Source organism: Myxococcus sp. AM011, assembly GCF_013372595.1.
Classification (GTDB): domain Bacteria; phylum Myxococcota; class Myxococcia; order Myxococcales; family Myxococcaceae; genus Myxococcus; species Myxococcus eversor.
Genome location: NZ_JABXEM010000270.1, coordinates 1 through 14,897, shown reverse-complemented (window position 1 = coordinate 14,897; position 14,897 = coordinate 1). Strand labels below are relative to the sequence as shown.

Annotated in this window: 10 protein-coding genes; 2 read left to right on the top strand and 8 right to left on the bottom strand. The window is 70.4% G+C overall.

Features of this window, described 5'->3' with window-relative positions; translation table 11 throughout:
- The 4 genes from HUW62_RS38415 to pgeF all read right to left on the bottom strand — a co-directional run.
- A partial coding sequence (locus tag HUW62_RS38415) for a DNA-processing protein DprA (protein WP_176437235.1) occupies window positions 1-473 on the bottom strand: 473 nt, incomplete at its 3' end.
- Between the two features lie 135 nt (window positions 474-608).
- On the bottom strand, window positions 609-1,826 hold the full coding sequence (locus HUW62_RS38410) for a LysM peptidoglycan-binding domain-containing protein (protein ID WP_176437234.1): 1,218 nt from the start codon (window positions 1,824-1,826) through the stop codon (window positions 609-611).
- Window positions 1,827-1,852: 26 nt separating this feature from the next.
- Entirely contained in the window at window positions 1,853-2,719 is an 867-nt protein-coding gene (locus HUW62_RS38405; RefSeq protein ID WP_176437233.1) for a tetratricopeptide repeat protein, read from the bottom strand.
- An 80-nt stretch (window positions 2,720-2,799) separates the two neighbouring features.
- Window positions 2,800-3,579, bottom strand: a complete 780-nt coding sequence (gene pgeF, locus HUW62_RS38400; RefSeq protein WP_163865594.1) for a peptidoglycan editing factor PgeF — start codon at window positions 3,577-3,579, stop codon at window positions 2,800-2,802.
- A gap of 193 nt (window positions 3,580-3,772) precedes the next feature.
- Between pgeF and HUW62_RS38395 the strand changes: the two genes are divergently transcribed.
- A complete protein-coding gene (locus HUW62_RS38395) occupies window positions 3,773-5,698 on the top strand; it encodes a diguanylate cyclase (protein ID WP_163865595.1) in 1,926 nt (641 codons plus the stop codon).
- Between the two features lie 17 nt (window positions 5,699-5,715).
- Here HUW62_RS38395 and HUW62_RS38390 read toward each other — a convergent pair whose 3' ends face one another.
- The 4 genes from HUW62_RS38390 to HUW62_RS38375 all read right to left on the bottom strand — a co-directional run bounded on the left by HUW62_RS38390 (window position 5,716) and on the right by HUW62_RS38375 (window position 11,756).
- Window positions 5,716-6,309 carry an SGNH/GDSL hydrolase family protein gene (locus HUW62_RS38390; protein ID WP_176437232.1) on the bottom strand — a complete coding sequence of 198 codons (594 nt, stop codon included), beginning with the start codon at window positions 6,307-6,309 and terminating at the stop codon, window positions 5,716-5,718.
- 13 nt (window positions 6,310-6,322) lie between these two features.
- Complete coding sequence (locus tag HUW62_RS38385) at window positions 6,323-7,789, bottom strand: trypsin-like peptidase domain-containing protein (protein ID WP_163865597.1); 1,467 nt, start codon at window positions 7,787-7,789, stop codon at window positions 6,323-6,325.
- Window positions 7,790-7,888: 99 nt separating this feature from the next.
- On the bottom strand, window positions 7,889-9,478 hold the full coding sequence (locus HUW62_RS38380; RefSeq protein WP_163865598.1) for a glycoside hydrolase family 57 protein: 1,590 nt from the start codon (window positions 9,476-9,478) through the stop codon (window positions 7,889-7,891).
- 25 nt (window positions 9,479-9,503) lie between these two features.
- The gene (locus HUW62_RS38375; RefSeq protein ID WP_176437231.1) at window positions 9,504-11,756 is read right to left on the bottom strand and encodes a DUF4912 domain-containing protein; all 2,253 of its coding nucleotides are present in this window, start codon (window positions 11,754-11,756) and stop codon (window positions 9,504-9,506) included.
- 132 nt (window positions 11,757-11,888) lie between these two features.
- Here HUW62_RS38375 and HUW62_RS38370 point away from each other — a divergent pair.
- Window positions 11,889-14,897 (top strand): glycosyltransferase family 4 protein (locus HUW62_RS38370; RefSeq protein WP_176437230.1); only part of this gene is annotated, 3,009 nt, incomplete at its 3' end.

Here is a 14,897-nt window from a genome sequence, read left to right as displayed (position 1 = left end):
CCCGACACCACCCCCACCCCACCCTCGGCCACCTGACGGGCGAAGGCACGGGCAAAAGGCAGGAACCCCTGGTCCGGATGTCGGCTGCCCACCATGGCCACCCGCCTGCGCGGCGGCCCAGGCTGGCCCCGGTGGAAGAGCAGGGGCGGCGCGTCCTCCACCTGCCTGAGGCGCTCCGGATAGGCCCGTTGCTCGGCGAACGCCACCCGCATGCCTCCGTCGCGACACGCCTCCTGCAGCTGCTCCGCGACGACGGGGAGCCGCTCCAGCGTCGCCAGCCGTCGACGGACCTGTGGGGAAACCGGCGCTTCGGACACCCAGTCTCCTACCGGAGTCGTGGCCAGCGGGGCGAGCCGGCCGTCGGCGAATGCGCGCAAGGCGGCCAGCGTCCTCGGCCCCAGGCCGGGAACGGCCCAGAGCGCCAGGCATGCCTGCTGCTCCGCCGTGAGGCTGTCCGTCTCAGCGTCCGCCATACCGACCCCCCTCGATTCCCACCTATATAGAAGATGGGGTCCGCAGGGAGGGGCGCGACACATAAACACCGGACCGCCACCGGTCAAGCACTCAACCCCTCCTGGACGGGAGGGGATGCACTTTTCCTGCCGGAGCTACCGGCTGGCGGTGGGGGCGGAGTTCACGCGCATGTACGCGCGGTCGCCGGTGTTGATCTCCTCGGTGGAGCGCATCATCAGACAGTTGTTGGTGCGCTCCTTCACCTCGGTGACCATGCACATGCCGATGTTCTCCCACGGCAGCGCCTTGTCGGACGCGGGCGGGGGCGGCAGCTCCGGCTTGCCCAGCACCTGCCGGGACGGGTCGCCCTGGCGGAGGATGAGGAAGGTGTTGCCCAGCTGGACGCCGTCCGCGCTGCCCTTGTCCAGCACCACGGTGTTGTGCTCACCGAGCAGCGACAGGTAGGGCACCAGCGCCGTCACGACGGTGGCGTTGAGCTCCTTCGTGTTGGGCCGGGGGGCGACGCGCTCGCTGAGCTTCTCTCCGTAGGGGCCCACCAGGTCGCCACGCTCGATGCCGTCCCAGGTGTCGACGATCTGCGCGGTGACGACGCCCTTGTCCACGCGCACCACGCGCAGCGTGCCCACGAAGTCCGTGAGGTAGCCGAGCTGCTTGTGCGAGCGCGGGTGCTTCACCGCCTGCGTGGTGTGGAAGACGACGTAGCGGTCACCGACCTTGGCGGTGGCGTTGCGCTTGAACCGCACGTAGACGTTGTCCGGGAAGGACAGCATCAGCGCGCCGTTCGGAGAGCCCTCGATGCGGCCCGCCTCCTCCAGCTCGCGCGGGGTGACGAAGCCCTGCGTCGTCACCGGCCGCGATGAGGACACGTCGTAGCCGATCTTGCCCGACACGGTGACCATGTCCCCACCGGACAGGTCCGTGGGCGCGGCCACGTCGACGGTGTCGTCGGTCTCCACGCGCTGGGGCACTTCCTCGCCCCCACCGAAGAAGCTCACCTGGTTGCCCGGGTAGATCCAATGCGGGTTGGCGATCTCCGGGTTGTAGGACCAGACCTTCGGCCAGTACCAGGGGCTGCCCAGGTAGCGCTGGGACAAATCCCACAGCGTGTCACCGGACTCGACGGTGTGGACCACGCCGGGGGCGCTCTCACGGCCCTTGGCGGCGCCCGGGGGCAGCGTCACGTTGGTGCCGGAGGGACGCTCGGGCGCCACCTCGTCCATGACCTCGGCGCCTTCCGTCTCGCTGCCAGCCTCGGTCTCGTCCGGGTCGCCGCCCTCCTGCTGCGCGAGTGCGCTCCAGGCGGGGGCGACGGCGAGGCTCAGCATCAGCGAGGTGAGGATCCGGGAGCGCATCGCACGACATCCTTTCGAAGAAGACTTCACTGCGGGAGCGCGGCGAGCCGCTGCTCCGCCTGCGTGGCGGCGGCCGTCCCCGGAAACTGGGTGACGACGCGCGTGTAGAGAGCCCGGGCATCCGCGGCCTGATTGAGCCGCATCCGGCACTCGGCGAGCCGGAGCATGCCGTCCAGCATGGCATCCCCGGCGGGATAGGTGGCGATCAGCCGCTCGAACGTCCTGGCGGCGTCCTTGAACTCGTTGAGCCCCATCTGCCCCAGCCCGCTGAAGTACAGCGCGTTGTCCGCGCGCGGGTGGCGGGGGTTCTCCTCGGAGAAGCGGCGCAGGCGCTGCACGCCGCCCTCCACGTTGCCGGTGCGCAGGAGCGACACGGACTTCTCGTAGTCCGCCTCCAGCACGTCGGGGTCCGGCTGATCCGCCGGGTCATCCTCGCGCGTGGTCACCATCGTGGCCCCGCCCGACCCGGACTCCGGCGCGCCGTCCGGCACATTGCTGATGAACATCTCCACCTGCTCGGACTCGGGCTCCACCACGGCCACCTGCGTGGCCAGTCTGGGCGCGGGCTCGAAGCGCGGCTTGAGCTTCACCACCGACAACTCCGGAGTCATCGTCAGCGCCTCATCCTGCGCGGGGGCGGCGACTCGCACGGACGCGGGGATGGCCTGCTTCGTCGCGGGGGAGGAACCCGGGGTCCGTGCGCGCTCGACGGCGGAATGGGCCTCCAGCCGCTCCAGCCGGTCGACGAGGCGGGTCTGCGACTCGCGCAGCGCGCGAAGCTCCGCCTGCAGGGCCCCGACCTCCGCCTGGGAGGCGGAAGTCGTGGCACAGGCGCACAGCGCGCAGAGCGGCGCTGCGGCGAGCAATCGGAAGATGGCGGAGCGCTCGAGCACGGGCCTCGACGGATGAAAGTCCCTTGCGAGGATAGGAAGGCACGTCGGAGAGCGTCAAGAAAACGGCCGTCGCTCCCCTTCTAGAACCGGTTTACCACCAGGTTGAGGTGCCGTCCGGTCCGCCCCGCATCACGCCGGTGGGAGAAGAACCGCGAGGGCTCACACGCGGTACAGACCTGTAGCACGTCCACATGGGCCGCCCGCAGCCCCGCGCCCAGCAGCGTCAGCCGCACCGCGCGTGACAGGTCCAACCGGATGCGCCCGCCCTCCTCCACCACCACTTCCGAGCCGAAGCGCGCCGTGAAGCGCTGTCCCAACTCGGCGGAGACTTCATAGCAACAGCGCTGAATCGCCGGCCCCACGGCGGCGAGCAGCCGCTCCGGCCGGGCCCCCCGCGCCACCAGCGCCTCCACGGCACGTGCGCTGATGTCCGCGTCCGTCCCCTTCCACCCCGAGTGCACCGCGGCCACGCGCCGCCCGTCCGGGTCCACCAGCAACACCGGGACGCAGTCCGCCGTGCCCACCGCCACCCACGTCCCGGGCACGCCGGTCCATAGCGCGTCCGCCTCGCCCTCGGGAGGCCGCAGCGTGTCGGCGCCCTCCTCCGCCACCAGAGCCTCCTCCACTCGAGCCTCCAGCACCCGGTCTCCGTGCACCTGGGACACGCGCGACAGCAAGCCCAGCGGAGCGCCCGCCGCCACGGCGAGCCTGCGGAGGTTCTCCTCCACCTTCTCCCGGTCGTCTCCCGTGGAGAAGCCGAGGTTGAGCGAGGCGAAGGGCCCCTCCGACACACCGCCCGCGCGCGTCGCGAAGCCGTGTGGAACGGGGAGCAGCGAGGACGTGAGCAGCTCGGTTGCCATGAGGAGGTCCTTCATATCCGTCAGGCCTGGCGCGACGCATGCGGACGTCGACGTGCGTCAGCTGGATGCGCCAACGGAATGATAAAATTCCCATGCAAGTACGTTTGACAGTCCGCGTCAGCCCATTGACAATTCCTCTGACTCTTCGTGAAACGGGTTGAATCCTTTCGAACGAAGTGACGCGAACGCGCGCATGCCCCTGGGTCCCGACACCGTAGGCCGCAAGCTCCTCTGGAGCATCGCTCTGCCTGGGTTGGTGGTGACGTTGCTGGGCGTGGGCCACTTCTGGCGCGAGGCGCGGGTGGCGGTGCAGGACGCCACACAGGTGGAGTCGCTCGCACTCGCGGAGTTCGTCGCCTCGACGTTCCTGTTGCCGCAGGGTCCCGGTTCCCACGCGCATGGCGCGGTGACGGAGGTGCTCCACTCGGACACGCGGTTGTTCCGCTCGGTGGCGGATGTGCGCGTGCTGACGCCGGATGGACGGGTGCGCTGGTCCCGCGCGCCCTCCGAGATTGGCACCGTGCACCCGGAGGCCTCGCGCCTCACCCGCCCCGGCCCTGAGACGGCTCGCTCCGCGGACGGGGTGACGGAGGTGGTGCGGCCCCTGGGCGGTCCGGAGTGCGGGAGCTGTCACTCGCGCGGAGAGGTGCCCGGCGCCAGTGTCCTGCAGATGCGGATGACGGAGCCCGCACTGCACCAGCAACTAACGCGGGTGTTCGGTGGCGCGCTGGGGTCCATGGCGGTGTTCGCCGTCATCCTCGCGCTCGTCATCGCGCTGTCCTTGCACTTCAACCTCACGCGTCCGCTGCGCCGGCTGAGCGCGGCCATGGGGCGCGCGGAGGCGGGAGACCTCTTGGTGCGCGCGGACGTGCGCGGCACGGATGAAATCGCGCGCCTGGGCGCGGCCTTCAACCAGATGCTGGCGCGGCTCACCACCATGAAGGCGGAGGAGATCGACACCCACCGGGACTTGGAGCTGGTGAAGGAGAAGCTCGCGCTCAAGGACGAGCTGGAAGAGCGCCTGCGCGAGCTGTCGCTGCTGTTCGACGTGACGCGCTCCCTCAGCTCCACGCTGGAGCTGGACGAGCTGCTGGAGGGTGTCACGCGGCTGGTGGTGGAGCGGCTCCAGATTCCGGAGTTCTCCATCATGCTCGTCAGCGCGGAGGGCACGCTGGAGGTGCGCCAGGCGTGGCCGGAGGGGCGTGGCTCGGAGGGCCTCATCTTCTCGGTGGGCGAAGGCGCCTGTGGCCGGGCGGCGCAGACGCACAAGGCGGTGTACCTGCCGGACGTCGGGGACCCCACCAGCATCTTCGCGCGCCGGGGACTGGAGAAGGACGCGCTCGTCACGGGCGCGCTGCTCGCGGTGCCCATGGTGCATGCGGGCACGCTCATGGGCGTGGTGAACTTCCAGCGTCCGCTCATCGCCAGCTTCTCCGCGGGGGAAATCGAGCTGCTCACCGCCGTGGCGGACATCGCGGCGGCGGCGGTGAAGAACGCTCGGCTGCACGCGGAGACGGTGAAGCTCACCATGACGGACCCGCTGACGGGGGTGCCCAACCGCCGTCACCTCTTCCAGCGAATGGAGCTGGAGCTGGCGCGCGCGCAGCGCTTCGGCACGCCGCTGGGGCTGCTCATGGTGGACGTGGACCACTTCAAGCGCCTCAACGACCTGGCCGGCCACCGGGCGGGTGACGAGACGCTCCGCCGCGTCTGCGACATCCTCCGCTCGCGCGTGCGCAAGGTGGACACGCTCGCGCGCTACGGCGGCGAGGAGTTCGTGCTCCTGCTTCCCCATGCCACCAAGCAGGACGCGGTGGAGGTGGCGGAGAAGCTGCGCCGCGCGGTGGCGGAGACCATCGTCCTCTCGCAGCCGGGCCTCCCGGGCGGCCACGTCACCGTGTCCGTGGGCGTGTCCCACTTCCCCACGGACGCCAACACGCAGGAGGGGCTCGTCGACAGCGCGGACGCGGCCCTCTATTGCAGCAAGCGCACGGGCCGCAACCGCACCACGCCGTTCGAGATGGGGATGGAAATCCACCCCGGCCGCGAGCGCGGGCCCCACACGCCTCCCGCCGAGGCCACCGGCCCCGTTCCTCCGAGCGGCGTGGCCAAGGCGTAGGACGAACCGCGCACGGCTCAGCGGGACACGAGCGTGCGCACCGTGGGAAGCATCAGGTCCGCCCACTCCTCGTAGCCTTCCGCGGACGGGTGGAAGCCGTCGCCCGAGAAGAACCGCGGCGCGCGGGGAAACATCTCCTGGCTCGCGGTGTACAGGTCCACCAGGTGCAACCCCTCCGTGCGCGCCACCTGGGCGATGGCGGCGTTGAAGGGCTCGATGCGGCCTTCGTAGAGGGCACTGGGCACCAGCTTCGCGACGGGTGCCAGGGCCAGGTCCGCGATGTTCACCAGAACCAGCGGCGCGCCCGTCTGCTTCAGCCGGCGGGCGATGCGCTCCAGGTCCTCCTGGAAGTCCTCCACCGCCGTGCCACGCCAGATGTCGTTGGTGCCCACGCCCAGCGTCACCAGCGTGGGGTGCGCGGCCACCGCGGCCTTCACCTGCCCGGTGAAGACGTCGCGGATGCGCGCCCCGCTGACGCCCAGGTTGGTGAGGCCCACGGAGAGCCCGTCCTTGCGCAGTCGCGAGGCGAGGCGCTCGGGGTAGCCGCCGCCGCGCGTCGCTCCCACGCCCACGGCCGTGCTGTCTCCGAGCGCGACGTAGTTGACGCTCATGTCCGTCGCTCCACTACGGCATGCGCAGCGCGCGCAGCATGCGACCGCCTCCGGGAGTCGCCACGCGCAACAGCAACGTGCTGCCCTCGGGCGCGGCGCGAATCGACTTGGCCAGGTCGTCCGCGTTCTTCACCGGCTTGCGGTTGGCTTCCACCACCACCATGCCCGGCTCGAGCTGCGCGCGGTCCGCCGGAGAGCCCGGAATCACGTCGGTGATGAGGGCGCCCTGGCGCTCGTTGAAGCCCGCCTGCTGCGCGGTGCGCGCATCCAGGTTCTGGAGGCTGACGCCCACGCGGCGAGAGCTCTCCTGCGAGTCCTCCCCCTGCGGCTTGCGCGCGGTGACGCCCTCCAGGTCGGGCCGGGTGCCGAGCATCACCTTCACGTCCTGCTTCTTGCCCTCGCGGAACAACGTCAGCGTGGAGGTGCTGCCCGGACGCTTGAGCGCCACGGTGCGCGTGAGCTGGCCACTGGACGTCACCGTCTGCCCGTCGATGGCGGTGACGACGTCGTCCGACTTCAGGCCCGCCTTCGCCGCCGGAGAGTCCGGATTGACTTGCGTGAGGATGGCCCCCTCCGTCACCGGCAGCTTGAGTGCGCTCGCCAGGTCCCGCGTCAGGTCCTGGATGCCCACGCCCAGCCACGCGCGCGTGACGGAGCCTTCCTTCTCCAGCGCCGGCACCAGCGCCTTCACCAGGTTGCTGGGCACCGCGAAGCCGATGCCCGTGCCACCGCCGACGATGGCCGTGTTGATGCCGACGACCTCGCCTCGCATGTTGAACAGCGGACCGCCGGAGTTGCCCGGGTTGATGGCCGCGTCCGTCTGGAGGAACTCGTCGTACGGCCCCGCGCCGATGTCGCGCGCGCGAGCGGAGACGATGCCCAGGCTCACGCTGGACGCGAGTCCGAAGGGATTGCCGATGGCGACGACCCAGTCCCCCACGCGCAGTCCGTCGGAGTCGCCCAGCTTCACCGTGGGCAGGCCCTCCACCTTGTCCTTGATCTTCACCACCGCGACGTCGGTGAGCGGATCTCTTCCCACCACCGAAGCGGAGAACGAGCGCCCGTCATCCAGTCGCACGGTGATGGAGACGGCGTCCTCCACCACGTGGTTGTTGGTGAGGACGATGCCCGTCGGCTCGATGATGAAGCCGGAGCCCGCGCCCTGACGGAGCTGCTCCTTGCCTCCCCTGCCCCCCGCGCCTCCACCGAAGAACCGGTCGAAGAGCGGGTTGTCCTCCATGCCCCTCGCGCCTCCACCGCCGCGCGCCTGCACGTCCACGTTGACGACGGCCGACTTCACCGAGTCCACCAGCGGCGCCAGCGACGGAAGCGCCTGCGCCTCGCGCGTGGCCGGCTGGAGGTTGCCGGGCCGGCCTTGCGCGGGAGCGGGCGCCGCGGTCTGCGCCCACGAAGCCGACGGGACGGCGAGGAGCAGCGCGGTGGCCAGGGCGCTCCGGAACGCGACGGAAGAACGGGTCATATGCTCCCCAAGCTAAAGCCGAAATGCGGTCCGGCAAGCGAAACGGCCGACGGTCATCCACCGAAACAATCGGGGCCCGACACCCGCGAGCCCCTGAGTTCATCCCAGTCGATAGAGGCGGTAGTCGAGCTCCGGGAAGAGATTGTCGCGCCCTTCCAACTGAGCAAGCCAGCCCTCGTCGATGGTGCCCGCCCTCAGCTCGTCATGCAGCCGGAGGAAGTGCTGGACGTGCTCCTGGGTGCGCCGCTTCGCGTACTCCACCATGGTGCCCGTCTTCAGGATGAAGGCCCAGTCGGAGCTCTGCGCGAGCAACAGCTCCCGCGCGGCCTGGTTGAGCGCACGACGCTGGAGCGCCGGAGCGTCCGGAAAGTCACGCGCGAGCTCCACCATCTTCCGCGCGCAGTGGGTCAGATGGCGGTAGACCCAGTCGTTGGTGCCATCCAGCCACATGTGGGCATAGCCCCCCGCGCCCCACGAGGACATCGGCGGCGTGGCCACCTGGTTCTCTGGGTTCTCTCGCAGGTCATCCAACGGCGTCACCAGGTCGAAGGTGGACTGCTCGCGCGCCGCCTTGCGGATGAAGGCCTCCAGGAACCACGGCCCCTCGAACCACCAGTGGCCGAACAGCTCCGCGTCGTAGGGCGAGACGACCACGGGCTTGCGACCGCCGAGGCGCGAGGCCAGGTGCTCTATCTGCCGCTGCCGGTTGAAGAGGAAGTTGCCGGCATGCACGGCGGCGCGCTCTCGCGCCAGCGCGGGGTCATAGGGGCGCTTGTCGTCCGTCTTCCCGGTGATGCGGTAGTACTTGAAGCCGGTGTTCTTCCGGTCGCCCGTCGGCTGGATGAAGGGACGGATGTAGTCGAGGTCCAGGTCCCAGCCGATGTCCCGATAGAACTCGCGGTAGTCCGGGTCGCCGGGATAGCCGTACTCGGAGCTCCAGACCTGCTGGCTGCTCTCGGGGTCCCGCGCGAAGGCGGCGACACCGGCCTCGGTGAAGATGGGCGCGTAGGGGCCGTGCAGCGGACGCGGCGTGGCGTCCGTCAGGCCATGCGTGTCCACGAAGAAGTAGCGGATGCGCTCGGCGGCGAGGATGCGCTCCAGGCCCGGGTAGTAGCCACACTCGGCCAGCCAGATGCCGGCCGGGTCTCTTCCGAAGTGCTGACGGTAGTGGTTGGAGGCCACCATCACCTGGGCGCGCACGGCCTCGGGCACCTGCTGCATGAGCGGCAGGAACCCGTGCGTCGCGTTGCACGTGAGGATGTCCAGATATCCCGCGTCCTGGAGGCGCCGGAACGCGGCGACGAGGTCTCCGCGGTAGCGGTCGTGGAAGGCGCGGCGCAGCGTCTCGAAGTGGTCCCGATAGAAGCGCGCCAGGGCCCCGAAGGTCGCGTCGGTCCGGGTGCGGTGGACCTCGCGCGCGCCCAGTTCGCAGAGCTGGTCCAGCTTCCGTGCGTAGCGCGTCATCAAAAGCTCGTCGCGCAGCATGGTGACGAGCGTGGGCGACAGCGTCATCGCCAGTCGGAACGGGACGCCATCCTCCGCCAGGGAGTCGAAGGCGAGGAGCAGCGGGAGGTACGTCTCGGAGATGGCCTCGTAGAGCCAGTCTTCCTCGAGGAAGTCCTCGTGCTCGGGGTGTCGGACGAACGGGAGATGCGCGTGAAGGACGAGTGAGAGGGAGCCCAGGCTCATGGTTGGTGGAGGTGTCCTTGCGGGTTCACGAGCGGCCCCCGCCCGAGGGCGGCTTCCGGTTCGAGTCCTGGTCCGAGCTGCCTGTCCCCATCGTCACCGGCTCTGGACTCGAGCCTCCCACCAGGTCCGAGTAGCGCCGGTCCGAGGCTCCGGGAGCGCGGGGCGGCGACTCGAAGTAGCGCATGTCAGAGGCACCGGGCGCACGCGCGGGGGCCTCGAAGTAGTGCAGCTCCGTGGAGCCCGTGGTGCCCGTGGGGCGAAGAGGTGCCTCGAGGCCACCTGCGTCCATGGGTCCGGCGGACCTGGGAGGAGGCTCGGCGTAGCGCATGTCCGAGGCGCCCGGCGCGCGAGCGATGTCCAGGTACTGGTACGGAGGACGGGCGTCCTTTTGCGAGGCCTGTGCCGCGCCTTCCGAATAGCGCTGTTCGGAGGAGCCCGGTGCACGCACCTGCCCGAGTTCGAGGTATTCGAACGCACGCGGCGACGACGCGGGGCGCACCGTGCCTTCGCCGTACCGCATGTCCGAGGCGCCGGGCGCGCGCTCCTGTGCATCCAGGTAGCGATGCGAGGCGAGATAGCGCTGGTCCGAGGCACCCGGCGCGCGCTCGATGCCTTGCAGATAGGTGCCGGAGCCCGCCTGGGAGCCGGGGCCCTCGGGTGAGGGAGGAGCACCGGGACCGACACCTTCGCGGTGGACCACGGGGATGTCCTTCACTCCCGCGCTCCCGGGCAGGTTGACCCGGTGCCACGTGATGTACTCGCGCTCGTGATTCTCCGGCGCCAGCGTGGGGACTGGGGCTACGGCGACGGGGGCCTCGGGCTCCACCGGGACGGGCCGACGCAGGAAGCGCACGGACGTGTCCGTCGATACGCCCGAGGGAGGGAGCGCCACGCGATTGCTGGAGGGGCCGATGCGATGCGCCTTGCCATCGCGGCCGACGAAATGGGCTTCGACGCGGTACGGGCGCCCCGGTGGAAGTCCATGGATGTAGTAACTGCGTGACTCCAGTGAGCAGTCCACCTCGCGCACGAGGGACTCCCCATCGAAGACACGCAGGACGGACCGAGGCTCCTCCAGTCCCTGCATCGCGCGCGACCTCGTCGCGGGGCTGAAATCCCAGAGGGCGAAGAGGGTATGCGGGTCGCGCGGGAGCAGCAGCGCGGTGTCGTCGTGGTACTCGCGGGAAAGCGGCTCCTGCGCTTCGGGCTCCGGCGCGGCGAGGAGGGACGCTTCCGGCGTGGGCGCGGGTGGCTGCTGGAGGTGATGGCGACGGGCCTCGGCCTCGCCTCGGACGCGCGCGACGAAGAAGCCCTCGACGAGCGGCTCGGCGGGGTGCTGTTCCACGGGCTCGTCTGGTGGAGCCTCGGTGCTGGAGGCGGACGGGCTGAAGGGCCGCGCCGCGTCAGGGTTGGAACCGAGCACGGCTTCGGGCTCGGTCGACGTCACGGTGTCGCGCGAACCACGAGGCTTGGGAGGGAAGTTCACGATGTGGGCCGGGCGTGCGGAAGGTGAGCTGTCGGACTTCTCTGAGGCGCGCTTGGCCGCCACGCGCTTGGGTGCGGTGACACGTCCCTGCTCCGACATCTCGGTGGCCGCCTTTCGTGGAGTCTTTGCACGCGGCGTGTCCGTGGCGAGTGGGGCCAAGGACGTTCTCGCCTCGACGAGGGGGGCGATGGGGGGCGCCGCGACCTTCCCAGGGAGCTTGCCCAAGGCCCTGGACGCCGCCGCCGCGACCTTCGCGGGGAGCTTGCCCAGCGCCTTGGCCGCCGCCGCCACGACCTTCGATGGAGAATCGCGCGGGGCCTTCTCCTTGGATGCCGCCGCCGCGACCTTCGCCGGGGCCTTCTCCCTGGATGGCGTGGCCGGAACTTTCACCGGGCCCTGTGCCTTCGCCCGGGCTGGTGTCGCCCCAGCCTTCGCCGCGCCCTTCGCCTTTGCCGCCGCCGCCTTCCCCTTCACCGTGGCTTCGGCCTTGGCCTTGGAAGCCCTCGCGAGGATTTTCACCGAGGGAGCGGCCTTGGGCGCGCTCCGGGTCACCTGCTTGGACCTGGCGGAGGGCGTCACGGGCCGGGCGGGCCCGGAAGAGGACTTTTTCGCGGCGGGGCCCTTGCGAGGAAGCTCGATGCCGACCAACCGGGCGAGCCTGGCGAGCGAGGGCACGAACCCGGCCAGGGCGGCAATCAACTCCTCCTTATTGAGCTTGCTGTATCCGCTCCCCAGGTGCTTCCGGGCCAGCTCTCTCAGGGAGCCGACGGTGACGCTCTTGAGGTCGTCCATGGGCAAGGTCGCCTTTAGGTCGCCGGCCGTGGTGGGTCAACGTGCCAGCATTGCTTGTGTTCGTCGCCCGACCCCCTTCCCACCACCTCACCCGATGACACCCAGGATGCACCTCGGTATTCTGCTCCCGCTTTGAGCGACCTGCCCAGACTGCTCCTGTGCAGCTTCGACGTCATCCCCGGCCCTTCCGGCTCGTCACGTCGTTTGACCGAGTACCTCAAGGCGTTACCGGATCGCTTCTCCGTGGTGGTGCTGTCGGCGAAGACGCCCGACCACTCCCATATCGAGAAGTACCAGGGTGCTCGACTGCTGCGCGTCCCAGTAGGCTCGGGAGACCTTGCCTCGCGAATCCAGGCGTTCGAGCGGGCCGTGCGCCGTCAGCTCGAGAGCGAGGACTACGCGCTCTGCCACTTCACGGACCCCTTCGGCGGCTATGCCCTGTGCGAGCTGAAGGGGGACTACGGCTACCGCCTCATCTATGAGGCGCAGACGTTCCCCTCGCAGGAGCTGCGCTACACGCATCCGCAGACGGAGGGCGACCGGCGCTTCCTGTCGAAGGTCCGCAGGCAGGAGCTGTTCTGCCTGATGAACGCGGACCTCATCGTCACCGGCTCCCAGACGACGCGCTCGTACATCCAGTCGCTCGGCGCGAGCGAGGAGCTCATCCGGGTCGTCCGCGCGCCGGTGGACCTGGCGCCCTACGTCCCCGACGCGCTGGGGGCGCCGGATGGCGAGCCCCTGCGGTTGATGTACCTGGGCAGCCACGTGGGCTGGCAGGGCCTGCCGACGCTGCTGCGCGCGGTCGCGCTTGCGGCGAAGCAGGTCGAGGTGCGCCTCACCCTGGTGGGAGCGCAGCACCCGGACTGGCAGCCCCATCTGGACGAGCTCGTGAAGGAGCTGGGGCTCAAGGACCGGGTGGAGTTCCAGCCGCCCGTGCACCATGACGACGTGGCCAAGGTGCTCGCGCTGGCGGACTTGGGCGTGCTCGCGCTCGACGACGTGGAGCGCAACCGGCTCCAGGGAGGACCCCTGGCGAAGGTGTCCGAGTACTTCGCCGCGGGCCGCCCGGTCATCGCCGCCGACCTGCCTGTCTGCCGGGAGCTGATTCCGGAGGACGCCGCCCTCTTCTTCCCGGCCGGGGACAGCCGGGCCATGGCCGACCGCATCATCGAGCTGGCGCGCGACATTCCGCGCCGCGTCGAGCTGGGCAATCGGGCCCGTGAGCATGCCGAGGCCGCGCTCGACGCCGGCGTCATCCGAGGTCAGTTGCTGGACCTCTACGACTCGCTGCTGGAGAAGCGCACGGGTCCGGTGACAAGCACGAGCGAGGACGATCTCCCGGCGGCGACGATGGTGACGGGGACGCCGACCAGCCGGCTCGCGACGCTGCTGCCTCCGGACAGCGGTCGGGTGAAGATTCCCCAGCCGGAGAAGCGGGAGCCCGTCGCGGAGAACACGGCGCCGTCGTCGGACGACGCCCCCAGCGACGACCCGCCCGTGGTGATGGGGATGGTTCTGGAGGACGGGTTCGATACGCGGCTCGTCAAGACGGAGCCGGACGCACGTCCCATTGAGCCGCCCGTCGTGATGGGCCTGCCCCTGCGCGAGCGAGCGGCCCCGCCCGCCGCGACGACGTCGAGCACGGAGTCCTCGGCGTCGAATGGAGTGGCGGCGCCCTCGCATTCCGAGCCGACACCCCTCGCCACCCCGGCGATGACGGCGGATCCGACGCCTGTCACGCCCACTCGCGCGGTGTCGCCCGAGGTGGTGGGAGCCGACGAGAAGTCTTCCGCGGATCCGGTGGAGGCACGCGAGGAGCGCGCGCAGGACGAGAAGGACGAGGTGTCCAGCAAGTCCGCGACACCGCTGCTGGAGGATGCGCCCCCTGGCCCGACGCCGGTGGAGCCGCAGTCCTCGAAGTCCTCTGATGAATCCCGCGCGCGCTCTGAGGCGGGCTCACCCGTGGAGGAGAGTGAGCGCACGGGGGAATCGCCCTCACCCACGCCGGTCGTCCGCGCACCGGCCGCGCTGGGCATCGACGAGGCGCCTTCGCCCACGCCAGTTGTACGGACGCCCGCACCACTTCCGCTCGACGAGCCGCCTTCGCCTACGCCCATCGTTCGGGCGCCCGCGCCGCTTCAGCGGGACGAGCCGCCTTCGCCTACGCCCATCGTTCGGGCGCCCGCGCCCCTTCCTCGCGAAGAGCCGCCCTCGCCTACGCCCATCGTTCGGGCGCCCGCGCCCCTTCCTCGCGAAGAACCTCCTTCACCTACGCCCATCGTTCGGGCGCCCGCGCCGATTCCTCGAGAAGAGCCGCCCTCGCCTACCCCTATCGTTCGGGCGCCTGCGCCGCTTCCGTTCGACGAGCATCCTTCGCCAACGCCCATCGTCCGGGCACCCGCGCCGCTTCAGCGGGACGAGCCGCCTTCGCCTACGCCCATCGTCCGCAGCCCCATCGCGGCGAGGCACGATGACGAAGCGCCCGCGCCGACGCCGATCATCCCAGCGCGCTCTGTGCTCGCCAGCCGCAGCACCTCGTCGAGAGTGGAGACACCGTCCCGTCGGATGTCGTCCCTCACCACGCCGACGAAGGGGACTCAGTCCCTCGACTCGGAACGCGGCGCGGATCGCCCATCGGGACGTACGCACTCGGTCTCCGACGCTGAGCGTTCAACGGGTCGCACGAGTTCCTCTACCGACTCGGAGCGTCCGTCGGCGCGCGGTACACCGGTCCCCGAGCCTGAGCGGCCCTCGACCCGCTCGGGCTCCTCTGCCGACTCGGAGCGTCCGTCAGCTCGCGGTACACCGGTCCCCGAACCCGAGCGGCCCTCGGGCCGGACCTCTTCCGTGGTCGACGCGGAGCGCGCTTCGGCTCACACGGGTACGACCACCGACCCCGAGCGTCCGTCGGGCCGCACGGCCGTCCCCGAGCTTCCGCCACGAGCCACGGATCCCGAGCGCCGCACGCCACGCCCCTCGGGAGTCGTCGAGCCCGAACGCCCGCGAGGGACCTCGGACACCGATCGCCTCCCTCCACTGGTTCGCCCCACGCCACCCACCGAGCCCGGCCGCGCCGTCTCGCTCCGTGGAAGCGCCTCCGACCCGGAGCGTCCGCCTCCCGTCCTGACCCCAGGCCCCGTC

Excerpts from the sequence above, each read along its gene's own strand:
- HUW62_RS38390 (WP_176437232.1), bottom strand. The coding sequence starts at position 6,309 with ATGAGCGTCAACTACGTCGCGCTCGGAGACAGCACGGCCGTGGGCGTG.
- HUW62_RS38410 (WP_176437234.1), bottom strand. The coding sequence starts at position 1,826 with ATGCGCTCCCGGATCCTCACCTCGCTGATGCTGAGCCTCGCCGTCGCC.
- HUW62_RS38375 (WP_176437231.1), bottom strand. The coding sequence starts at position 11,756 with ATGGACGACCTCAAGAGCGTCACCGTCGGCTCCCTGAGAGAGCTGGCC.
- HUW62_RS38385 (WP_163865597.1), bottom strand. The coding sequence starts at position 7,789 with ATGACCCGTTCTTCCGTCGCGTTCCGGAGCGCCCTGGCCACCGCGCTG.
- HUW62_RS38380 (WP_163865598.1), bottom strand. The coding sequence starts at position 9,478 with ATGAGCCTGGGCTCCCTCTCACTCGTCCTTCACGCGCATCTCCCGTTC.
- HUW62_RS38395 (WP_163865595.1), top strand. The coding sequence starts at position 3,773 with ATGCCCCTGGGTCCCGACACCGTAGGCCGCAAGCTCCTCTGGAGCATC.
- pgeF (WP_163865594.1), bottom strand. The coding sequence starts at position 3,579 with ATGGCAACCGAGCTGCTCACGTCCTCGCTGCTCCCCGTTCCACACGGC.